At 61.7% G+C, this 16,071-nt stretch carries 12 protein-coding genes; 10 read left to right on the top strand and 2 right to left on the bottom strand.

All coding sequences use genetic code 11. The features are described from left to right. Positions 1-83: 83 nt before the first annotated feature. Positions 84-479 carry a cupin domain-containing protein gene (locus tag AC1DIP_RS06790; protein WP_133830823.1) on the bottom strand — a complete coding sequence of 132 codons (396 nt, stop codon included), beginning with the start codon at positions 477-479 and terminating at the stop codon, positions 84-86. A gap of 285 nt (positions 480-764) precedes the next feature. On the opposite strand from AC1DIP_RS06790, the gene AC1DIP_RS06785 reads away from it, so the two are divergent. From AC1DIP_RS06785 to AC1DIP_RS06745, 9 genes are all read left to right on the top strand, one after another. Continuing rightward, positions 765-1,064, top strand: a complete 300-nt coding sequence (locus tag AC1DIP_RS06785) for a heavy-metal-associated domain-containing protein (RefSeq protein ID WP_133830822.1) — start codon at positions 765-767, stop codon at positions 1,062-1,064. A 224-nt stretch (positions 1,065-1,288) separates the two neighbouring features. Then, positions 1,289-2,722: an MFS transporter gene (locus AC1DIP_RS06780; protein WP_166183129.1), complete on the top strand. Its 1,434-nt coding sequence runs from the start codon at positions 1,289-1,291 to the stop codon at positions 2,720-2,722. A 656-nt stretch (positions 2,723-3,378) separates the two neighbouring features. After that, a complete protein-coding gene (locus AC1DIP_RS06775; protein WP_133830821.1) occupies positions 3,379-3,696 on the top strand; it encodes a hypothetical protein in 318 nt (105 codons plus the stop codon). A 547-nt stretch (positions 3,697-4,243) separates the two neighbouring features. Continuing rightward, entirely contained in the window at positions 4,244-5,152 is a 909-nt protein-coding gene (locus tag AC1DIP_RS06770) for a TIGR02391 family protein (RefSeq protein ID WP_477733302.1), read from the top strand. A 6-nt stretch (positions 5,153-5,158) separates the two neighbouring features. After that, the gene (locus tag AC1DIP_RS06765; protein ID WP_477733301.1) at positions 5,159-6,430 is read left to right on the top strand and encodes a hypothetical protein; all 1,272 of its coding nucleotides are present in this window, start codon (positions 5,159-5,161) and stop codon (positions 6,428-6,430) included. 31 nt (positions 6,431-6,461) lie between these two features. Beyond that, complete coding sequence (locus tag AC1DIP_RS06760) at positions 6,462-8,270, top strand: SIR2 family protein (RefSeq protein ID WP_477733300.1); 1,809 nt, start codon at positions 6,462-6,464, stop codon at positions 8,268-8,270. A 461-nt stretch (positions 8,271-8,731) separates the two neighbouring features. Further along, on the top strand, positions 8,732-9,664 hold the full coding sequence (locus AC1DIP_RS06755) for a hypothetical protein (RefSeq protein WP_477733299.1): 933 nt from the start codon (positions 8,732-8,734) through the stop codon (positions 9,662-9,664). Between the two features lie 166 nt (positions 9,665-9,830). After that, positions 9,831-10,232, top strand: a complete 402-nt coding sequence (locus AC1DIP_RS06750; protein WP_477733298.1) for an SHOCT domain-containing protein — start codon at positions 9,831-9,833, stop codon at positions 10,230-10,232. A gap of 873 nt (positions 10,233-11,105) precedes the next feature. Further along, entirely contained in the window at positions 11,106-11,924 is an 819-nt protein-coding gene (locus AC1DIP_RS06745; RefSeq protein ID WP_477733297.1) for a nuclease-related domain-containing protein, read from the top strand. A gap of 433 nt (positions 11,925-12,357) precedes the next feature. On the opposite strand, the gene AC1DIP_RS06740 is transcribed toward AC1DIP_RS06745, so the two are convergent. Further along, positions 12,358-12,705 carry a hypothetical protein gene (locus AC1DIP_RS06740; RefSeq protein ID WP_477733296.1) on the bottom strand — a complete coding sequence of 116 codons (348 nt, stop codon included), beginning with the start codon at positions 12,703-12,705 and terminating at the stop codon, positions 12,358-12,360. Between the two features lie 263 nt (positions 12,706-12,968). Here AC1DIP_RS06740 and AC1DIP_RS06735 point away from each other — a divergent pair, with 263 nt between their 5' ends. After that, on the top strand, positions 12,969-16,037 hold the full coding sequence (locus tag AC1DIP_RS06735) for a hypothetical protein (RefSeq protein ID WP_477733295.1): 3,069 nt from the start codon (positions 12,969-12,971) through the stop codon (positions 16,035-16,037). The last annotated feature ends 34 nt before the right edge of the window (positions 16,038-16,071 follow it).

Genomic DNA, 16,071 nt, shown 5'->3' with positions numbered 1-16,071 from the left:
TTGCCCAACGGGAGACGTGGCATGATGAGCGCTATCTTCAGCGCTCATCGTGCCCGCACTTCACATGGCGCCTACGCGCCCGCTCAGTGCTCCGGCCAGTAGTCGTAGACGTCACTGGTCCCACGCATGAATTCGATAAAGACGCAGTCCCTGTCCCCGACGGTCCATGCTTCATGCTCCGGCGGCAGCATCATAAGATCTCCGGCTGAGAATTCCTCCTCGGATCCGGTACGCTGGCGCACCCCCAAACTGCCTTCCAGGATGTAGGCGACATGCGGCATGGGACACATATCCGTGTCGAGAATTCCGGTCTTGACCGCATCCTCCGTCACTGATGCTCCCACCGGGAAACGGACGAGAAGGGCGCTGGCCCCGTCAAGGGTCACCATCCTTTTCGTGATCCGCCCGATAGTAATGAGTTCGTACTTGTCCTCGTCGACAAAATTGGCCTTCTGCATACGTGTGAGGTCTACAGCCATAGTTCTTCCTCTGCTCCTTCGTCGTGTAAAGCGTCCGCAGTGACGCCTTGTTTCAATTCAGCGACCTGCTCTCTCTACCGGACAAGTACGAAAGCTGTACTGACCCCCATACCGCAGGCACGCATAAACGGCGCTCAAATCTACCCACGTTGCGCACTATACCCCCGGGGGGTATAGTGGATGCGTTGTCAGTGACAAGGCATGTCCCGGCCGGTGCCAACACCCGCTTTCACGGCCCGTCAACCCCAGCGCCCATTGATGCTCCATCAAGGAATGGAAACTGACATGTTTGAATCTGGAAACCGCACTGAGCTTCCCCTCGCCTCGAGTGCGGGATGCAGTTGCTGCACAGCCAACGTCTTTTCGCAGCCCACCTCCTCCGCTGCTGAGCTCACTCTCGAGGGCCTAACCTGCCGGCATTGTGCCCAGACAGTCGAGAAGGCCGTCCTGGTCCTTGAGGGAGTGGATTCTGTGGCTATTGAGCTCGTTCCTGGTGGCCTTTCCCGCCTCCTGATGGGCGGCAAAGCCGCCGCGGCTGCTGTACGCCAAGCCGTCATTGCCGCCGGTTACGTGGTTAGCGGCTAGTAATTCCCTGGAACTTCACGCCGCAAAAACGGCCCAGAAGTTGGCGCCCCCTCCCGAAACAGGAGGCATCGAAGCGCGCCCGCGGGCGAATGAATCCCTCCACAACTGGCCAGCGGGGTCCACCCGAACCCCAGCAGGCCGCGCAACCCCAAAAAACACCCGACTCGGGTACCCCCTGAACTTTCTGCGGGCTCTGCTGCCCGCCAATTTGTAGAGGACATGCTATGACCGGAAAAACAGGACAGCGGCGCGGATTGGTGCCGTTGCTGGTGATCGCGACCGCACAGCTGATGCTGGTGCTCGACGACTCCATCGTGAACATCGCGTTGCCTAGCATCCAGCAGGAACTCGGGGTGAACGCCGTGCATCTGCCCTGGATTGTGAATGCTTATAACCTCACGTTCGGGGCTCTGCTGCTCCTGGGCGGTCGGCTTGGCGATCTCTACGGACGGCGGCATGCATTGCAGGCCGGTCTCGCCCTCTTCGTCATCGCATCGCTGGCCGGGGGTCTTGGCCCCAACAGCGAGACCCTCATCGCCGCCCGAGCGGTTCAGGGGCTGGGAGCAGCACTGGTTGCGCCCAACGCCCTGGCCCTCATTGCGACAACCTTCTCCGAACGCAAGACCCGTGATGCAGCCCTGTCGCTGTACGGCGCGATGTCCGCTCTCGGAATTGTGGTGGGATTGCTTCTTGGTGGCGGCCTGACCGACACCCTCGGCTGGCGGTGGGTCTTTTTCATCAACGTACCCATCGGCATCCTCGTGCTCCTGGGCAGCCGGACCTTGGTGAGCGCAGGACGGCACGCCGGGAGTCTCGATGTCAGGGGCGCCGTATTGGGAACCAGCGGCATGGTCGCCCTGGTGTACGCAATTACCCGCTTTGGCGAGGAGGGTTTCGCTGACCCTCTGGGCCTTGGTCTGGTAGCCGCTGCAGCCCTGCTGCTGGCTGCCTTCATCGCCCTGCAATCCCGCAGCAGCACGCCGCTGGTCCCACTGGGGCTGTTCCGGGACCGTGGCCGCGCTGGCGCATACGCCTCCATGCTGCTGCTAGCCATTGGTCCCATGGGCAGCTTCTACGTGATCACCCTCTATCTCCAGCAGGTTCAGCATTACGGCCCTCTGCGGACCGGTGCCAGCTGGCTGCCGTTCGCGGCAGGGCTGGTGCTCGGGGCAGGGGCCGCGCCTAAGCTGCTGCTGAAGATGGCCACGCGCCTCATCGCAGCAGCGGGGGCACTGCTCAGTGCCGGGGCTGCCTTCTGGTTCTCCTTCATCCAGGTAAACACGAACTACTGGCTGCACCTGGCACCGGCCATGTTCATCCTCGCCCTTGGGTTCGGTCTCGGCATTATCGCCCTGACCCAGGCCGCCGTATATCACACGAAGGAAACCGAGGCCGGAATTGCCTCTGCGCTGCTGAACTCGGCCCAGCAAATCGGCGTTGCCCTCGGACTGGCCGTTTTGGCAGGCGTTGCTGCAACGGTCAGCAACAGCAGCCAGCATTCGGCCGTCACCGAGGCAGGCCAACTGGTCGCCGGATACGGCAGCGCACTTGCCGTCGCGGCTGGGCTGCTGGTGGCTGCAGGAATACTGGCTGCAGCTACCTTGCCTTCCCGAACCGCGGCACAGGCCAACGCCCCCGCTGCGGCCGGAATTCATTAGGCGGACCCGGACAGGGACTGTCTCCAGTGACGAGAAGGTACAGCATGCGCGCCCCTGTGCCTGGGCGCGCATGCTCGGCGACAGGTATCGTCCGCTCGAAAAGCGCAGCTAGAGCCTCGCCTAGATACCACCGGGTCACCGTTCAATAGCCGGCGGACCTCGCGAAACGCTTCGAAGCGGCGGTTGACCCGGGCTTCCCCGCCCCTGTGGGCAGTATTCCTGGCCGCTAACAACCCGGTGCTGCGCTTCAGGGGATCCTCCTCCGACTTTGTGTTCCGCCAGCCTAGCCCTGGTGTATCCCCATTCTGGAGGACATGCAACGGAATTTGTAGGTCTGCGGTACCCACGAGAACCCCAGAGCTGGTCGGACCGATCCTGGTTACCGTCCACCAATCAGCCAGAATTTCGATGTCAGCAGGGCGCGCACACATGGTCTTTACGCTTTCCTGCCACGCTTGCTGGTCCACCCATCGGTATGCTGAAAGGCGTCGATGACGTCCTGGTACGCCAGGTAAGTGACGTCCAAATCAATGTGATCATCATGGTCGGCCCGCAGGCGTTCCAGCCAGGCGGAGCCCGGCCGGGGGCATCCTGACCGTCTCAGATCGAGAGTCGTCACAGCCGAGTGACAGTCCCAAAACCAAGGAGAAGCATCCATGAACAAGAACGAGCTGGCCCAGTTGGGCCTCGACACGGATGGCCTTACGCCGGACGCCGACTACGTCCCGAACCCCTTCACCGCCGATGACGGTGTACACGTCGACCTCGTGTACCGCGCCTACCTGCAGCTCGAGCAGATCAACGCGCTGGGCGGCATCAACTTGCTCGGCGGCTCGCGCGAGCGGCTGGAGGAGATCTATGGCGGACTTGAGGATGGCATGGATCTGATGACGGCGGTGACGCGCTTTGGCGACGATGAGCAGCAGCATCGCGCCCAGCAGCTCATCGCGGCAGGGAAGATCAGCGGCTCCTGACAGGCCTCGACGGAACCCCGACAGCCCCGGCTGTCGGGGTTCTTTCTTTCGTCATGCAGACCGGACTGGCAAGAACCCTTGGATATGCCGAGGCCCGGCATGCGTCGCGCGGACATCAACTGAACCAGGCGAGGCCCACTCTTCCCCTGGACAGGGACCGCGGGAACCTCAGCATTTGGTTCCATAGCCGCTCATTATCCGTCCATGCCGCGGCTCCTGTCTCCCGGCGCGTCCATGCGCCTAAGCAGGAAGAAGTCCGACCCTGGTGTTCATGTGGTGTTCGCACCGTTCTGCCTGATAATGCAAGAATCGCAGCACCCTCGCTCACACCGTTATTCGCTTTCCTCCGGGGGTATGCCCTTAAATGACTATGTGTGAGAGCGGTGCCGGAAACTCGACCTCCACGAACAACACGTGCTCGAGTGCGGGACGCAGAGCCACCAGTTCGTGAAAGTCGGCGCAATTCCGGCAGACTTGTGGCAGGTGACCGATCCACGGCAATAGATGACTGTGGGGCGCGAACGCCACGACCGAATCAGGGGGAGACATGGACGTCCGGACGAACAGCGAGTACTTGGAGTTCCTGGCGAAGCGCCTCGACGAGTTCTCGAGGACGTTCGAGGAGTTCATGACGCACCATGTGGAGAACTCCGGCTTCGGGGCTATGGCCGTGGGGATCGCTCCAGCTGTCCTGCCGAAGGACAGCGCTGACAAGGCACGCGTCCGAGTTCTGACTGATGAGCTGAACCGCCTCGCCGGCGCGCTCATGGATCTCAGCAGCGTCACCAACGTCCGACTCGTAGTCCAGGGAGTCGGGGCGCTCGACCCCTTCGTGAACTGGCAGCGGATGCTCGAGCCGAAGCCGCTGCTCGACGCTCCTGTCCTCCGAGGCCTCTGCCTCCAGGCCGCAGGTCGACTGGAGGGTCTCAAGGCGAAGGCCGAGGCGCTCTCGTCGCCGACGATCGAGCCCTCGCTCTTGCACCCTCTGGTGTGGGCTGCGGCCCAGCGTCTCTGGAACGACGGCCACCTGCGGCAAGCAGTTGCGGCCTCCGCGGAAGCCGTTAGCGGCCAGATGAAGCAGCTCACCAGTCGGAACAACGCGAGCGACACATCTCTGTGGCAGCAGGCGTTCTCTATCGCCGACCCTCAGGAGGGTAAGCCCCGCCTGCGCTGGCCCGGCGACTCGGATGACCAGGACGTCAAGACCATGCAGGCCGGGCTGCTGAGCTTCGCCCCGGGTGTGAACATGGTGATCCGGAACCCGGCGACGCACGTCGCAGAGGACTTCACCGAGCAAGACGGCCTCGAACAACTAGCGACGCTGAGCGTTCTAGCCAAGTTCGTGGACCAGTGTGTCGTCGTGTCCGTCGAAGGCGCGACCGCCCCTGAGGCCGTGCAGCTGTCACCACAGCCTGGAGTCGAACCCAGCCAGGTTATGACCAGGGAAAACGGCTAGATCGGCATGGCTGCAAAAGACGACCTCTCCACGTCTGCGCGCGAGTTGCTGAAAAAGGTGAAGCTGCGCTACATGGAGTCGCGGGACTTCAACGGGCTGCATGTCAGCACCCCCCGAAACTCACGCGACGAGATCGAGACAGCGATAGAACTGGTAGTTGCCGGCCTGATCGAAGTCGTGGGTCCGAGCGACTACATGAACATCCACATCCGTCCCTGGCCTTCGCGAAGGACCGTCGCCGAGCAGATCGAAGAGCTTCATGGGCTCTCCGACGACGACTACGGGGTCTGCCTCTACCCCAAGGCGAGGGCGCTGAAGCGGTTGAAGCTGCCCAAGAAATTCGAAGATGCCCCGTTCGCCAGGGCTATGGCGCGTGGCCGGTCCACACTGGAGCTCGCTTTCTTCAGCCCGGACGTGCTTGAGGGCTACCGCAACGACGCCCGCTTCAGGTTCGGCATGAGCGACTTCGGCATCAACTTCTGGCTGTCCGACGAGGCATACGACAACAAGGACCAACCGAAGAAGGACAAAGTCGGGCTTATGCACCTCGGCTTCGCCTACGACATGCGCCAATACGACCCAGAGGTCCCGGATGCCCCGATCGTCCGACGCGTCGCGGCCTTCTACGGCGACTTGGACGACTTGACACCTGAGCACCAGCAGCGCTGGGCGAGCTTCCAGGTTGACGTGGAAGGGATCGACCCTCATCCCGTCTGGTACGGCTCACAGATGGGCCACTGGCCAGAAGGCATGGGACCGTTCGCCCGGCTCGCCCAGGAGCTCAAAGCCATCAGCGACCTGTTCGAGAACGTGTGGGGCGCGCGTATCTTCCGTTCGCACGAGCTGCCTGAGGACTTCGGGTGGATCCTCCGGGCCGACCAGCGGGAGTGGGACCACTTCATTCACTCGTTCGACAAGCTCCTGTCGGACAACATCGACGGCGCGGCACTCGACAAGGCCAAGGTTCCGCATGTGAACGAGAGAGGGGACCGTCTGGGCACCCTTGGTCGGCTTGAGCTGTTCATGACGATGAACCATGTGAAGGCGGATGCTGTGAAGTGGGCGCTGAAACCCCTACGCGCGATCCGTGCGGCGCGGCAGAAGCCCGCCCACGCCCTGCGCACCAACGTGACGGACCAAACCTTCATCCGCAAGCAGCGGGACCTTCTGCACGACGTCGATGAAGTCCTGATCAACATTCGCCAGTGGCTATCGAGCCACCCGCAGAACCGGGACTGGAAAGAGCCCTGGCCTGATGCCAAGGACTACCCGCTCTGAGACAAGAGCCGCTCTAGGTACTCTGAACAACATGACCTCACAGCCTTCCCGACGGATTGATCCGCGCATCAGCCTTGCCGTGTCCATGCATGATCAACCAGGCGTGTACGCCCTGCTCGTTGGGTCAGGGACATCGACCGGCGCGGGCATACCAACTGGCTGGGGTGTCATCAAAGACCTTGTGGCCAAGGCTGCGGCCGCTACTGACGATGGACTTCCCATGAACCCCAAGGATGCCGATATCGAAATGTGGTGGAGCAAGCACGGCGATGATGGCGAACTCGGCTACTCGAACCTGATGGAGAACCTTGGTTTGACGCCCGCCGCGCGAAGCGCATTATTGAGTGGGTATTTTGAACCATCCGAGGAAGAGCGGGCTGAAGGCATCAAGGTGCCGGGGAAGGCTCATCAGGCCATCGCGGAATTGGCCAGAAGGGGATCGGTCCGGGTAATCGTGACAACGAACTTCGACGGGCTGCTCGAACAGGCATTGGACGCGGCCAGCGTTGCTCATCAAGTCCTTGCCACCGATGCGGCAGTTGAGGCACGAAGGCCCTTGGTGCATGCTGGGTGTACCGTGGTGAAAATCCATGGCGATTATCGTTCGCTGAACCAGAAGAACACTTTGGGGGAGCTGAACCAGTACAGCCCAGTGATGCGCGAACTCCTGGAGGAGATATTCGACGACTTTGGTCTGGTCATTAACGGATGGTCAGCTGACTGGGATCACGCTTTGGTCGAGGCGTTGCAGGGCCGGCGGTCACGGAGGTATCCACTTTATTGGTCAACTTTGGGGCCCCTTGGAAGTGCTGCCTCGGCTCTAAAGGACCAGCATGGTGCCGGAGTCATCGGAGGCGTCACCGCTGATGAGTTCTTACCGGACTTGCTGCATCGTCTTGAATCCCTGGACTCCTTGTCCTCACCGCCGTTGACCGAGGAAATGGCAACCACCCGGCTTAAGAAGCTCCTCCCTTACCGGGAGTCATTCATTGAGATCCGCGACATCCTGGGCGAAGAGATCGACAGAATCCAGCAGGCGACCCAGCGTCACGGCTATCTCTTCCCGGACGGCAACCAAGAAGCCAAGGTGCTGGCCTACGAGCAATCATGCCTGGAACTACGCGAGGCAAGTCGGGTCCTGATCCGCTTGGTGGCGACGGCGGTGTTGTTGGATCGGGACCGGGTCCACACTGACCTTTGGGTATGGACCATCCAACGGCTGCTAAAAGCGCGGACCCAGGACGCAACTACCTATCATGCAAGCTGGGTAAAGCTCTCCCAGTACCCAGCCCTCCTGGTGCTTCGGGCGATAGCCATGATCGCCGTATCCCATGACAGGGAGGACGTATTCATTCGTGCGGCTACAGAGCCGACATGGCGGCACCCAAGCGTTGGGCAGGATATCCAGGCTCTTTTGGCGTTGCAGGATGAATACGTGATTGATCACGAGTTTGCAAAAGCACTGCCGCGGTGGGGTGGGACAGCCTGGCTGTACCCTGCAAGTGAACTCGTCTCTGCTGACTTGGATATCCTGCTGACAGACCTCATTGCTGATTCGTCTGAAGTCGAAACCGCTACTCGTCGCGCAGAGTACAGGATGGCCATGGCGCTTCAGTTCCTCATACCTGGTAACCCCAGACGGCCTTGCGGCGGCCGATACGCGGGAGAGAGGGCTTGGAATCACTCCACAAAGACCAACATCTGGGAGGAAGACTTCCGCCAGTACGGAGACCGCCAAGCATGGGGATGGACAGCAGCCACCGAGGGTGAAGCAGACACATTTGATGCAGGCCTAACGCAGCTCTCTGAAGCCCTCAAACAGTTCGATCGCTGGGGTTAACGCGTTCTGCTACGTCGTCGCAGATCCTACGCCGACGATGATCGACCGGTGCAAGTATGCCGGCCTGCCCGACCCACGACGGCCTCGGTTATTTCGGCTTCAACGAACGGTACAAGGCTTACATCGAGGTCATGAACTTTGACCGGCTCGTCAACGCGGCCACTGAACGGAACAGGGCATTCTTCGACAAACTGGGCTTGCCCTCTAGCTAGCGCGCTCGTTTTCGCATCGTCTCAGTCCGCGCAACTGATTTGGCCTTTGTCGCGGAGGTGCTCCCGGTGCAATGCAGAAGAAAATTCCCCAGGTGCCCATCGTGGAGGGATATGGTGCCAACCAGTTAGCCGAACGAGAAACCATCAGCTGGAACTGCGCAGGACCTGGCTTTTGTTCAAAGCTACGTTTTCGGGATGATGTCCGGCTTGTTCCTAGACTTGGGTGACGCTGTGGACGAGCATTGAATAATGAGCGCCGCCAAGACTGCCCCGGTCGATGACCAGACACGTGAAGTCGATGACCAGACACGTGAATCCGGAAAACTGCTGAAGCGAGTACCTGGGCGGGCGCGGCCCCAGAAGGAGGCGCTCCGGGAGTTCGAGAAGGCTGTGGCCGAGCTACGGCAGCGGTACCAGCCGGTGTTCTGGCCGCTCGTCGTCCCGGAAGCCAAGAACATGTTTCGCTGGCGCGTCCAGTTGGAGTGCGGATGTACGCACGAGGTCTACACGCACGGCGAGGACAATTATCCGGACGATCGCCGCTACCCCGACCTCATCAGTCAGCGCAGGCTTCCCTCCGGGGAGTTCTGGTGTACGACTGACCATGGGCCCGCTGCCAAGCCGTATCGTGACATCGTCGAGTGGGTCGACAGGAAGATCACGGAGTTCCCAGCTGATGCTGAGGAACCTGACTACGACTGGATGGACGCCGAGGACTGGGCGAAGATCCGGAAACCCACGCCACACTCGTCGGCGTTCTGGCGGGTCAGGCTCTCCTGCGGGCACTATGAGCAAGTCTGCACTGATGTGGATTGGAAGCCCGAGGACGGGCCCAAGCTGGTGTCCGAGGAGCGCATCGTGGAGATCCGCCGTGATTTCGAGGAAAGCTGGGCGGCAGTGGATAACCCTGGATGGCCTGAAAGGCGTTTCGAGCGAGACCACATCCGGAAGATGATCGATATGCGCTGGCCGCGCCCCGAGGCCGAGAGGGACTGCTTCACGTGTACGCATGTGCGGCGGATCACTGGCTATCAGCGGATCGGCTGGCTCGTTTCGAGGACGAGGCCGGCACCGCGCCCGTCTACGAACCTTGATCGGGAGAAGATCGAGGCTCGACTCGCCGCGGCGGAGGCTGAAGCCCGGCGGCTGCGCAAGCAACTCGACAACCCAGACAACGCTTGAGTCCACAACGAGGCGATCTTGACTTCGTATTTTGGGAGGGTCGCAAGAACTACACCCTCGATGGGAACGGGAAGCGGACCAAGGACGCCTATGCCGAGTTCAGCGTTCGGCAGTTCGTCGCGTTCAGGAGATGTTCTATGAGGATTCGTAGGGCTATCCTCGGCAGATGAACCAACATGCAGTACCGACCGAACCAGGCCAATACATATTTGCGTTCAGCCTCAGCCGAGGGTGGCTTCGGATAGCTGGGACGTGTGCAGTTGCTGCGGTGGTTATTGCCGTCGTGGCAAACGCAACCGAGCCGTTCCGAGCCCCCTTAGGAATCGCGCTAGGCGTCCTCGCGATAACCCTACTCATCGCATTTGCCATCAAAGGTTCATCACGACGGCAGACGCAGGAACCAGCGGCAGCCCAAGCCCGCACGGGCGGGCATCGGAGGTTGTTTGGCAAAATGCGGGGCAGAAGGTCCTTAGCGGCAGAACTGGCTCTCCTTGCAGAACTCCATGCGAAGGGTGCACTCTCTGACGAGGAATTCAGCGCCGCCAAGCTCCGTACCCTTGCGGACTGATATCCAGCGGTTGCTTCGTCAGTCTCATAGCGACTTCAGGGGTAACTTCGGCCAAGAATTTGCCCATTGTGCCCCGCAGCGAGGGAAAAAGAAGGCCCACCGATGGGGGACCGGCAGGCCTTCAGCACGCCACGCTACAGCAGCGCGCATGGAACATCGACTGGACTAAGGCGTCAAACGAAGGAGTGCCAAGTTGTTGTTCTTCTCGTTGTCTGGGGCATGGATAAGGGTTGTTTCCGGCGTTGGAAACGCCGCCCGCCGCACGGGATTAACGCGTCTGTTCGGCTGCTGCTATCCGCTTGGCCATGGGGCTGGGCTCGGTCGTAGTGTCCCGGACGCATTGAGAGGACATTGATACTCTGGGCAGAGGGGAAAGGGGGGAACAGAAATGGGTCTTAGAAGTCTTTTTCGGCGAAGAGGCGCAACCGCGGCACCCATAAGTCCAGTCGTGGCGGCGGAGCGAGTCCCAGGCGCGCCCATGTCACCTGAGCTCCAAGCGGAACTGCGGGAAGCGTGGGCAGAACTAACTGAGGCCGCCAAGGCATCGAAAGTGACAAACTTCCACGCCTGTACACGTACGGCCCGGCACTGGACCGAGGACCCGGCGGCAGTCAGGGCCATAGCGGCCACACTCCGTGAATTCCCGGATACAGACAGCCAGCAGACGACATAGTGACCTACGGGCGTTCGATCGTAGGTCACTACAGCTCACCGGAAGGCCGGCGGTCGACATTTCCACTCAGCTCCTGGGACGGTTTGCAGGGAATTGACATGCGGTGGGCGAGGATTGAGCCATGGTAAACGTATCCGCGGTTTAACCGCCGTGATCTACAAGCAGATTGGGTCCGTGTCGATGCTCCACCCTGTGTCCTCATGAAGAAGATGAGGCTCCGGTACGCCGGAGCGTGTCGGCTGTGCGGTGCATCTCTTCCGGCCGGGACGGAAGCGATCTACGAGAGCGAGACGAAGACCGTCCGATGCTTGGAGTGTGCCACCGAGACCCCGGAAACAACCCCCGACCTGGAACGACTTGGTGATAAGTCGTTGTCGGCTGTATCCGGAGTAGCTGGCTCGTCAGCCCGACGCGAGTATGAGCGTCGCAAAGCGAAAGACGAGGAAAAGCTCCGCGAGAAGTGGGGTCCATTCGGCGGCATCGCAGTCGTCCTCTCTGACGAACGCCAAAGCACGAAGTCCTGGGATCGAGGCGCGATTGGCGAGGAACGCCTCGGCGCTCGGCTGGATGCCTTGGCAGCCGATGGCCTGGCCGTCCTTCACGACCGACGCATTCCCGGCTCGAAAGCCAACATCGACCACATCGCCATCACTCGCAGTGGAATCTGGGTCATCGACGCCAAAAGGTACAAGGGACGGCCTGAACTGAAGATCGAGGGTGGCATCTTTCGCCCCCGCGTCGAGAAACTCCTCGTCGGCCGACGGGATTGCACGAAACTGGTCGATGGGGTGCTCAAACAGGTCGACGTCGTGCGAGACCTTATCGGGGATGTTCCGGTCACCGGGGCGCTGTGCTTTGTTGAAGCCGACTGGCCCTTGATCGGAGGCGCATTCTCGACCCATGGCATTCATGTACTCTGGCCGAAACGGCTGGCCAAAGTGCTTGTAGAAGAGCCCGCCGGCGACGTTGACGTGGCGAGGATGCGTGAGACGGTTGCCTCCCGGTTTAAGCCTGCTTGAGTCAGGTGCCCACGTTCCAGGCCGCTCGGAACCACACCGAGGGGACAGCTTACGGGAAGGAAGTCAGGCATCGATGGGTAGTGAATTTCAGTCCGGCCGCCTGCCCCGGCTCCCATGATGAAGCATCGGCCCCCTCGACGTCGGAGCATCTTCCGCTGTCGCCTTCTACGCCATGAGTTACGGTCTCCGAGTCGGTAGCACCAAGGTTCGCATGCTGTGTCGGTGCCGGACAGTATCTTTATGGCAATTGCTGACCACATTCGAAGCGTGCACTCGAGATCCAGGAGAACCTCCACATGACACCGATAATCGGCGACGGACATCGCGCCGCGCTGCACCAAATGAGCCGAGGCACTGCGAATGCCCTGAGCGGTGATGTTCACGGCTGGACTCCTGATGTGCATGGAGCCATATGAACGATCGCCGCATGCGCCTAGGGGATTTCTCTCAGCTCGCCCGGCAATGCCGTGAGAGCGGGTACGGATTCGCCGAGTTCCGGCAGCTGGAGAGGGTCCACCAGCTTGGTTGGCCGGATGATGTTCTGGAGCAATGGGTATTTGACCACGCCGAGAATGTCTCGTTCCTGAATGACTACGGGGAGCTCGATCTCGCTCAGATCGCTTGGCAGGTCGAAGTGTTGCCCGTCGACGATTTCATGGTGATGCCGACAGGACCGTCCGACCGAGGAGCCATAGAGGATTTCGCAGAGAATCCGGACCACTGGGTCGCCGTTCGCAGGTACGGCGTACACATGGGTGTGGGTCTCTGTTGGGAAGTCCACGGCACCTGGAAGCGGTGGCCGATCGTGCTGGACCGGGACCTAGTCAACCCGGGAGATTTCAGTCTTCAGCTTGTCGAAGGGCGCACCCGTGTGGGGCATCCTGCGCGGCCGTCGACTGTGTGGGAGTGTGGTGGCAGACCGGCATCTGGCATGGGTCGGCCGCCGACGAGCATGAGCGGCCAGACGACTGCCCTTGGAGTGGCGATGAATTCCCATCATGAGATGCCACGATGAAGTCCTCACCTATCCGGAAGCCCTCCACCATGACCTCGCCAGCCCAGCTCGCCACGATGATCCGCTTCTACCTCGAGACCCTTGGCGAGACCAACGCGCATCACCCGTTCGAGCAGCTGTGTCTCGGTCTGACCCGCCGTCGCATCGTCAGCAACGTCTTGCCTGCGACGGGCCCGGTCTCAGCCGGCGGCGACGGAGGACGTGACGCCGAGAGCTTCTGGAGCATGGTGGCCAAGGAGCTGCCGGACACGTCACTCTTCACCGCTCTTGCCACGGAGGATGCAGTCGTTCTCGCAGTAACTGCGCAGCGCGAGAACGTTCCGTCCAAGATCCGGTCTGATCTTGCGAAGATCTGCGGCAAGGGGGAGCCGGTCGACCGCGTCATTTATTTCACCGTGACGCCGGTCGATACGGCGAAGAGGCATGAGCTCCAGGCACACGCGCGCCAACAGCATTCGATTGGACTCCAGATCTGGGATGCGCAGGCGATCGCGAACGAGATCGCCAGTGCGGACCTGTTCTACCTCGCCGTCGATTTCCTCCATCTGCCATCCTCCCTCGCGCCCGTGCGCGAAGAGTCCCGTGATGAGCTCCCTGACTGGTATATCGAGGAACGCAATCGCTGGCGAACACCTTCAGACCGCTCGGGCTCGATGGGGGAGTTCGTCGACCTGCGGGAAGGCCTTCGGTTCTCCAGCCTTAATCCCGAAGCGCGCGCCGACCTGCCCGACTGGCTCGCTTCGGCGCGGGCACTGAGAGATGCAGCACATCGAAGAGACGATGTGCTCAACCGCATCGACTACGAAATCGTCCTCGCAACCGGGTTCGGGCTCAACACACTGAAGCCGGTCGACGGGATCCTCCGCGGCTACTTCGGGCGGCTATCCTCCCAATCATCCGACTCCGGCGTGCTGGTCGACGCCATCACCCTGCTGCGCCTCGTGCAGGCAACGTTGCCGCGAGGCGGGACCGCCATCACATCGGATGAAGCGGAAGCATGGACCGAGGACTTGGAGAGGGTGCTTGAAGCCGAGCTGCGTGCAGCGCCCGGGATGAATGCGAAGGCGGGCCTGCTGGCAGCCGGCGCGATCCTCGCTCTCGGTCCCCGGGGCTTCACGCCGGAGGAGCTCGACGAAGTCTCCGGCCCTGGTCCGTTGATGTCGGATATCCACCAGGAATTGAGCGCCGCCAAGCGGGAGGGACGCGGACTCCCGGCTGTGCCGTCCGACGCGGAGCTGCGCGACCTCGAAGCAGGCATGAGGCATTTGGTCGACCTCGTGGAGACCCTGCCGGAGGCTCCGATGGTACCCCTGGATGAGCTTATGTCGATCTTCGATTTCACCGCCCCTGCCCTGATCGACCACCCTGACTATCTCAAGGTGCGCCAAGCGCTGGACGATGTAACGATCGAGCGCTCGGGGCGGGCTTCGGCAGGAGATCGGGCACAAAGCCGCGCCATGGCTCTGCTCCAAGGAGGCCGGGCCTTGGACGCCCTTCGTGAGATTCATTCCGCGAAGTTCTGCTGGCTCAACGGTGACGCTGCGGAGGGCGCGGCCATCATGATGCTGCTCGCGTCGGCCGTATACAGCGACCTCGGACTTCCACTGGCCGCGAAGCAGTACGCGATGAGCGCGGTATCGGTCGCAAGAATGAGCGGCGGCCCCGATCTCGCCGGCCTCGTGGCCCGGGGCATCATCTTGACTGCGACGTACGAGCACCAGGCCGGCCAGTGGCTAACTGCCACCGAAACGTTCAAAATCGGGATCTGGGCACAGGCGCAACTGGCGGGTGATCCGTGGAGCTTCGAGCGCTATCCGTATTTCATGGACATGCTAATCGACCAGTGCCACGTCCTGCGGGCCGCGTCTTCGCTTCGCCCCGGGCTGTTACCTGCCATCGAACGCGTGGTCCAGTCCACCCAGCTCGACGAGCTCGTCGCTCCGATGCTGGCCTCGGTCGCACACATTGAGCCCCCCGGAGAGGATGAGACCGCAGACGCGGCGGACCGCGGGGGCCTTGGGCGGCCCTTCTCCGATGCAGGCCCGGTGCGCGAGTACAGCTGGGCCGCGCTCGGCAACGTATGGGTCGTGACCGCCCCGAACGAGCGGGCCCACGTGCTCGCGGCCGAGAGGTTCGTGGCGGCTGTGCAGATCACCCTCGCTGACCTCGCCGGCGAGGACCTGCTTCTCGTGCCAGGTGAGATCCGCGTCGAGGTCGAAGTCTCGGACCGGCCCGTGGAGCCCGGATCGGTGTTCACCGCGGAGTCGGAGCGCGACCGTGGCACAGTCGGGCATCGGGTGATCCTCTCCCGTTCGGGAGCCTTGGCACCCGAAGCGGACCAGCTCGAGGTCACCTCCGCGGCGCTCCAGACGATCGTCACCCAGTCGCTCCTCGGGCAGCCGGCATTCATCGCCGTGATGGAGCGGACCTTCGAACGCGGGCTTCCGCACATGCTGACCTGCGTGCGTCCCTACGACGACCTCGTCGACGTTCACAAAGACTCGTTCTACGACGGGATCAGCGGATTGTCAGGGGGTCTCATCGGAGCCGACAGGCCGCGGTCGCCAAAGCCCGCCACCGGACTGCGCAGGAAGCTTCCGGAACATGCATCGGCCTACGACCGTGCCGCGTCCATTGATGCGATCGCCGCACGATACGAGAAAATGCTGCCACCGGTGCGGCTGACGCTCCCGCGGCTTGCTGGGGACCCGGACTTCCTCAAACTTGTGACATCGCTGCGTGCCGAAGGGTGGAAGGACTGGCACCTTCTTCTCGCGGTCGTCAACATTGTGGTCAATGGACGCGCAGCGCAGCGCGGCCTGAACATGACAACCTCGATTACCAAGGCCGACGTCGAACGAGTCAGTTTGCTCACGCAGGAGGAGGAACGGGAGGAGGACCCGGAGCCGCCGCTGAAGATTTTCACCGAAGACAAGATGTGGTTTCACCTCTCGAACGCCGCGCTCACGACCGTACGTCGGTGGGGACTGGAGGTGCGCCTCAACCGTGTGGACCCACGATCGTTCCTCGGACTCCTGGGCGACCGCTTCAACTACTGGGACGACGACGTTGAACATGAGCCAATCTTCACGACGTAGCGATGACCACATCACACCGCACGACGGACCGGGA

This window comes from Pseudarthrobacter sp. 05T312, from assembly GCF_056396685.1.
The sequence above is the reverse complement of the archived record's forward strand: the minus strand, read 5'-3'. Positions and strand labels throughout refer to the sequence as shown.

Excerpts from the sequence above, each read along its gene's own strand:
- AC1DIP_RS06790 (WP_133830823.1), bottom strand. The coding sequence starts at position 479 with ATGGCTGTAGACCTCACACGTATGCAGAAGGCCAATTTTGTCGACGAG.
- AC1DIP_RS06785 (WP_133830822.1), top strand. The coding sequence starts at position 765 with ATGTTTGAATCTGGAAACCGCACTGAGCTTCCCCTCGCCTCGAGTGCG.
- AC1DIP_RS06780 (WP_166183129.1), top strand. The coding sequence starts at position 1,289 with ATGACCGGAAAAACAGGACAGCGGCGCGGATTGGTGCCGTTGCTGGTG.
- AC1DIP_RS06775 (WP_133830821.1), top strand. The coding sequence starts at position 3,379 with ATGAACAAGAACGAGCTGGCCCAGTTGGGCCTCGACACGGATGGCCTT.
- AC1DIP_RS06770 (WP_477733302.1), top strand. The coding sequence starts at position 4,244 with ATGGACGTCCGGACGAACAGCGAGTACTTGGAGTTCCTGGCGAAGCGC.
- AC1DIP_RS06765 (WP_477733301.1), top strand. The coding sequence starts at position 5,159 with ATGGCTGCAAAAGACGACCTCTCCACGTCTGCGCGCGAGTTGCTGAAA.
- AC1DIP_RS06760 (WP_477733300.1), top strand. The coding sequence starts at position 6,462 with ATGACCTCACAGCCTTCCCGACGGATTGATCCGCGCATCAGCCTTGCC.
- AC1DIP_RS06755 (WP_477733299.1), top strand. The coding sequence starts at position 8,732 with ATGAGCGCCGCCAAGACTGCCCCGGTCGATGACCAGACACGTGAAGTC.
- AC1DIP_RS06750 (WP_477733298.1), top strand. The coding sequence starts at position 9,831 with ATGAACCAACATGCAGTACCGACCGAACCAGGCCAATACATATTTGCG.
- AC1DIP_RS06745 (WP_477733297.1), top strand. The coding sequence starts at position 11,106 with ATGAAGAAGATGAGGCTCCGGTACGCCGGAGCGTGTCGGCTGTGCGGT.
- AC1DIP_RS06735 (WP_477733295.1), top strand. The coding sequence starts at position 12,969 with ATGACCTCGCCAGCCCAGCTCGCCACGATGATCCGCTTCTACCTCGAG.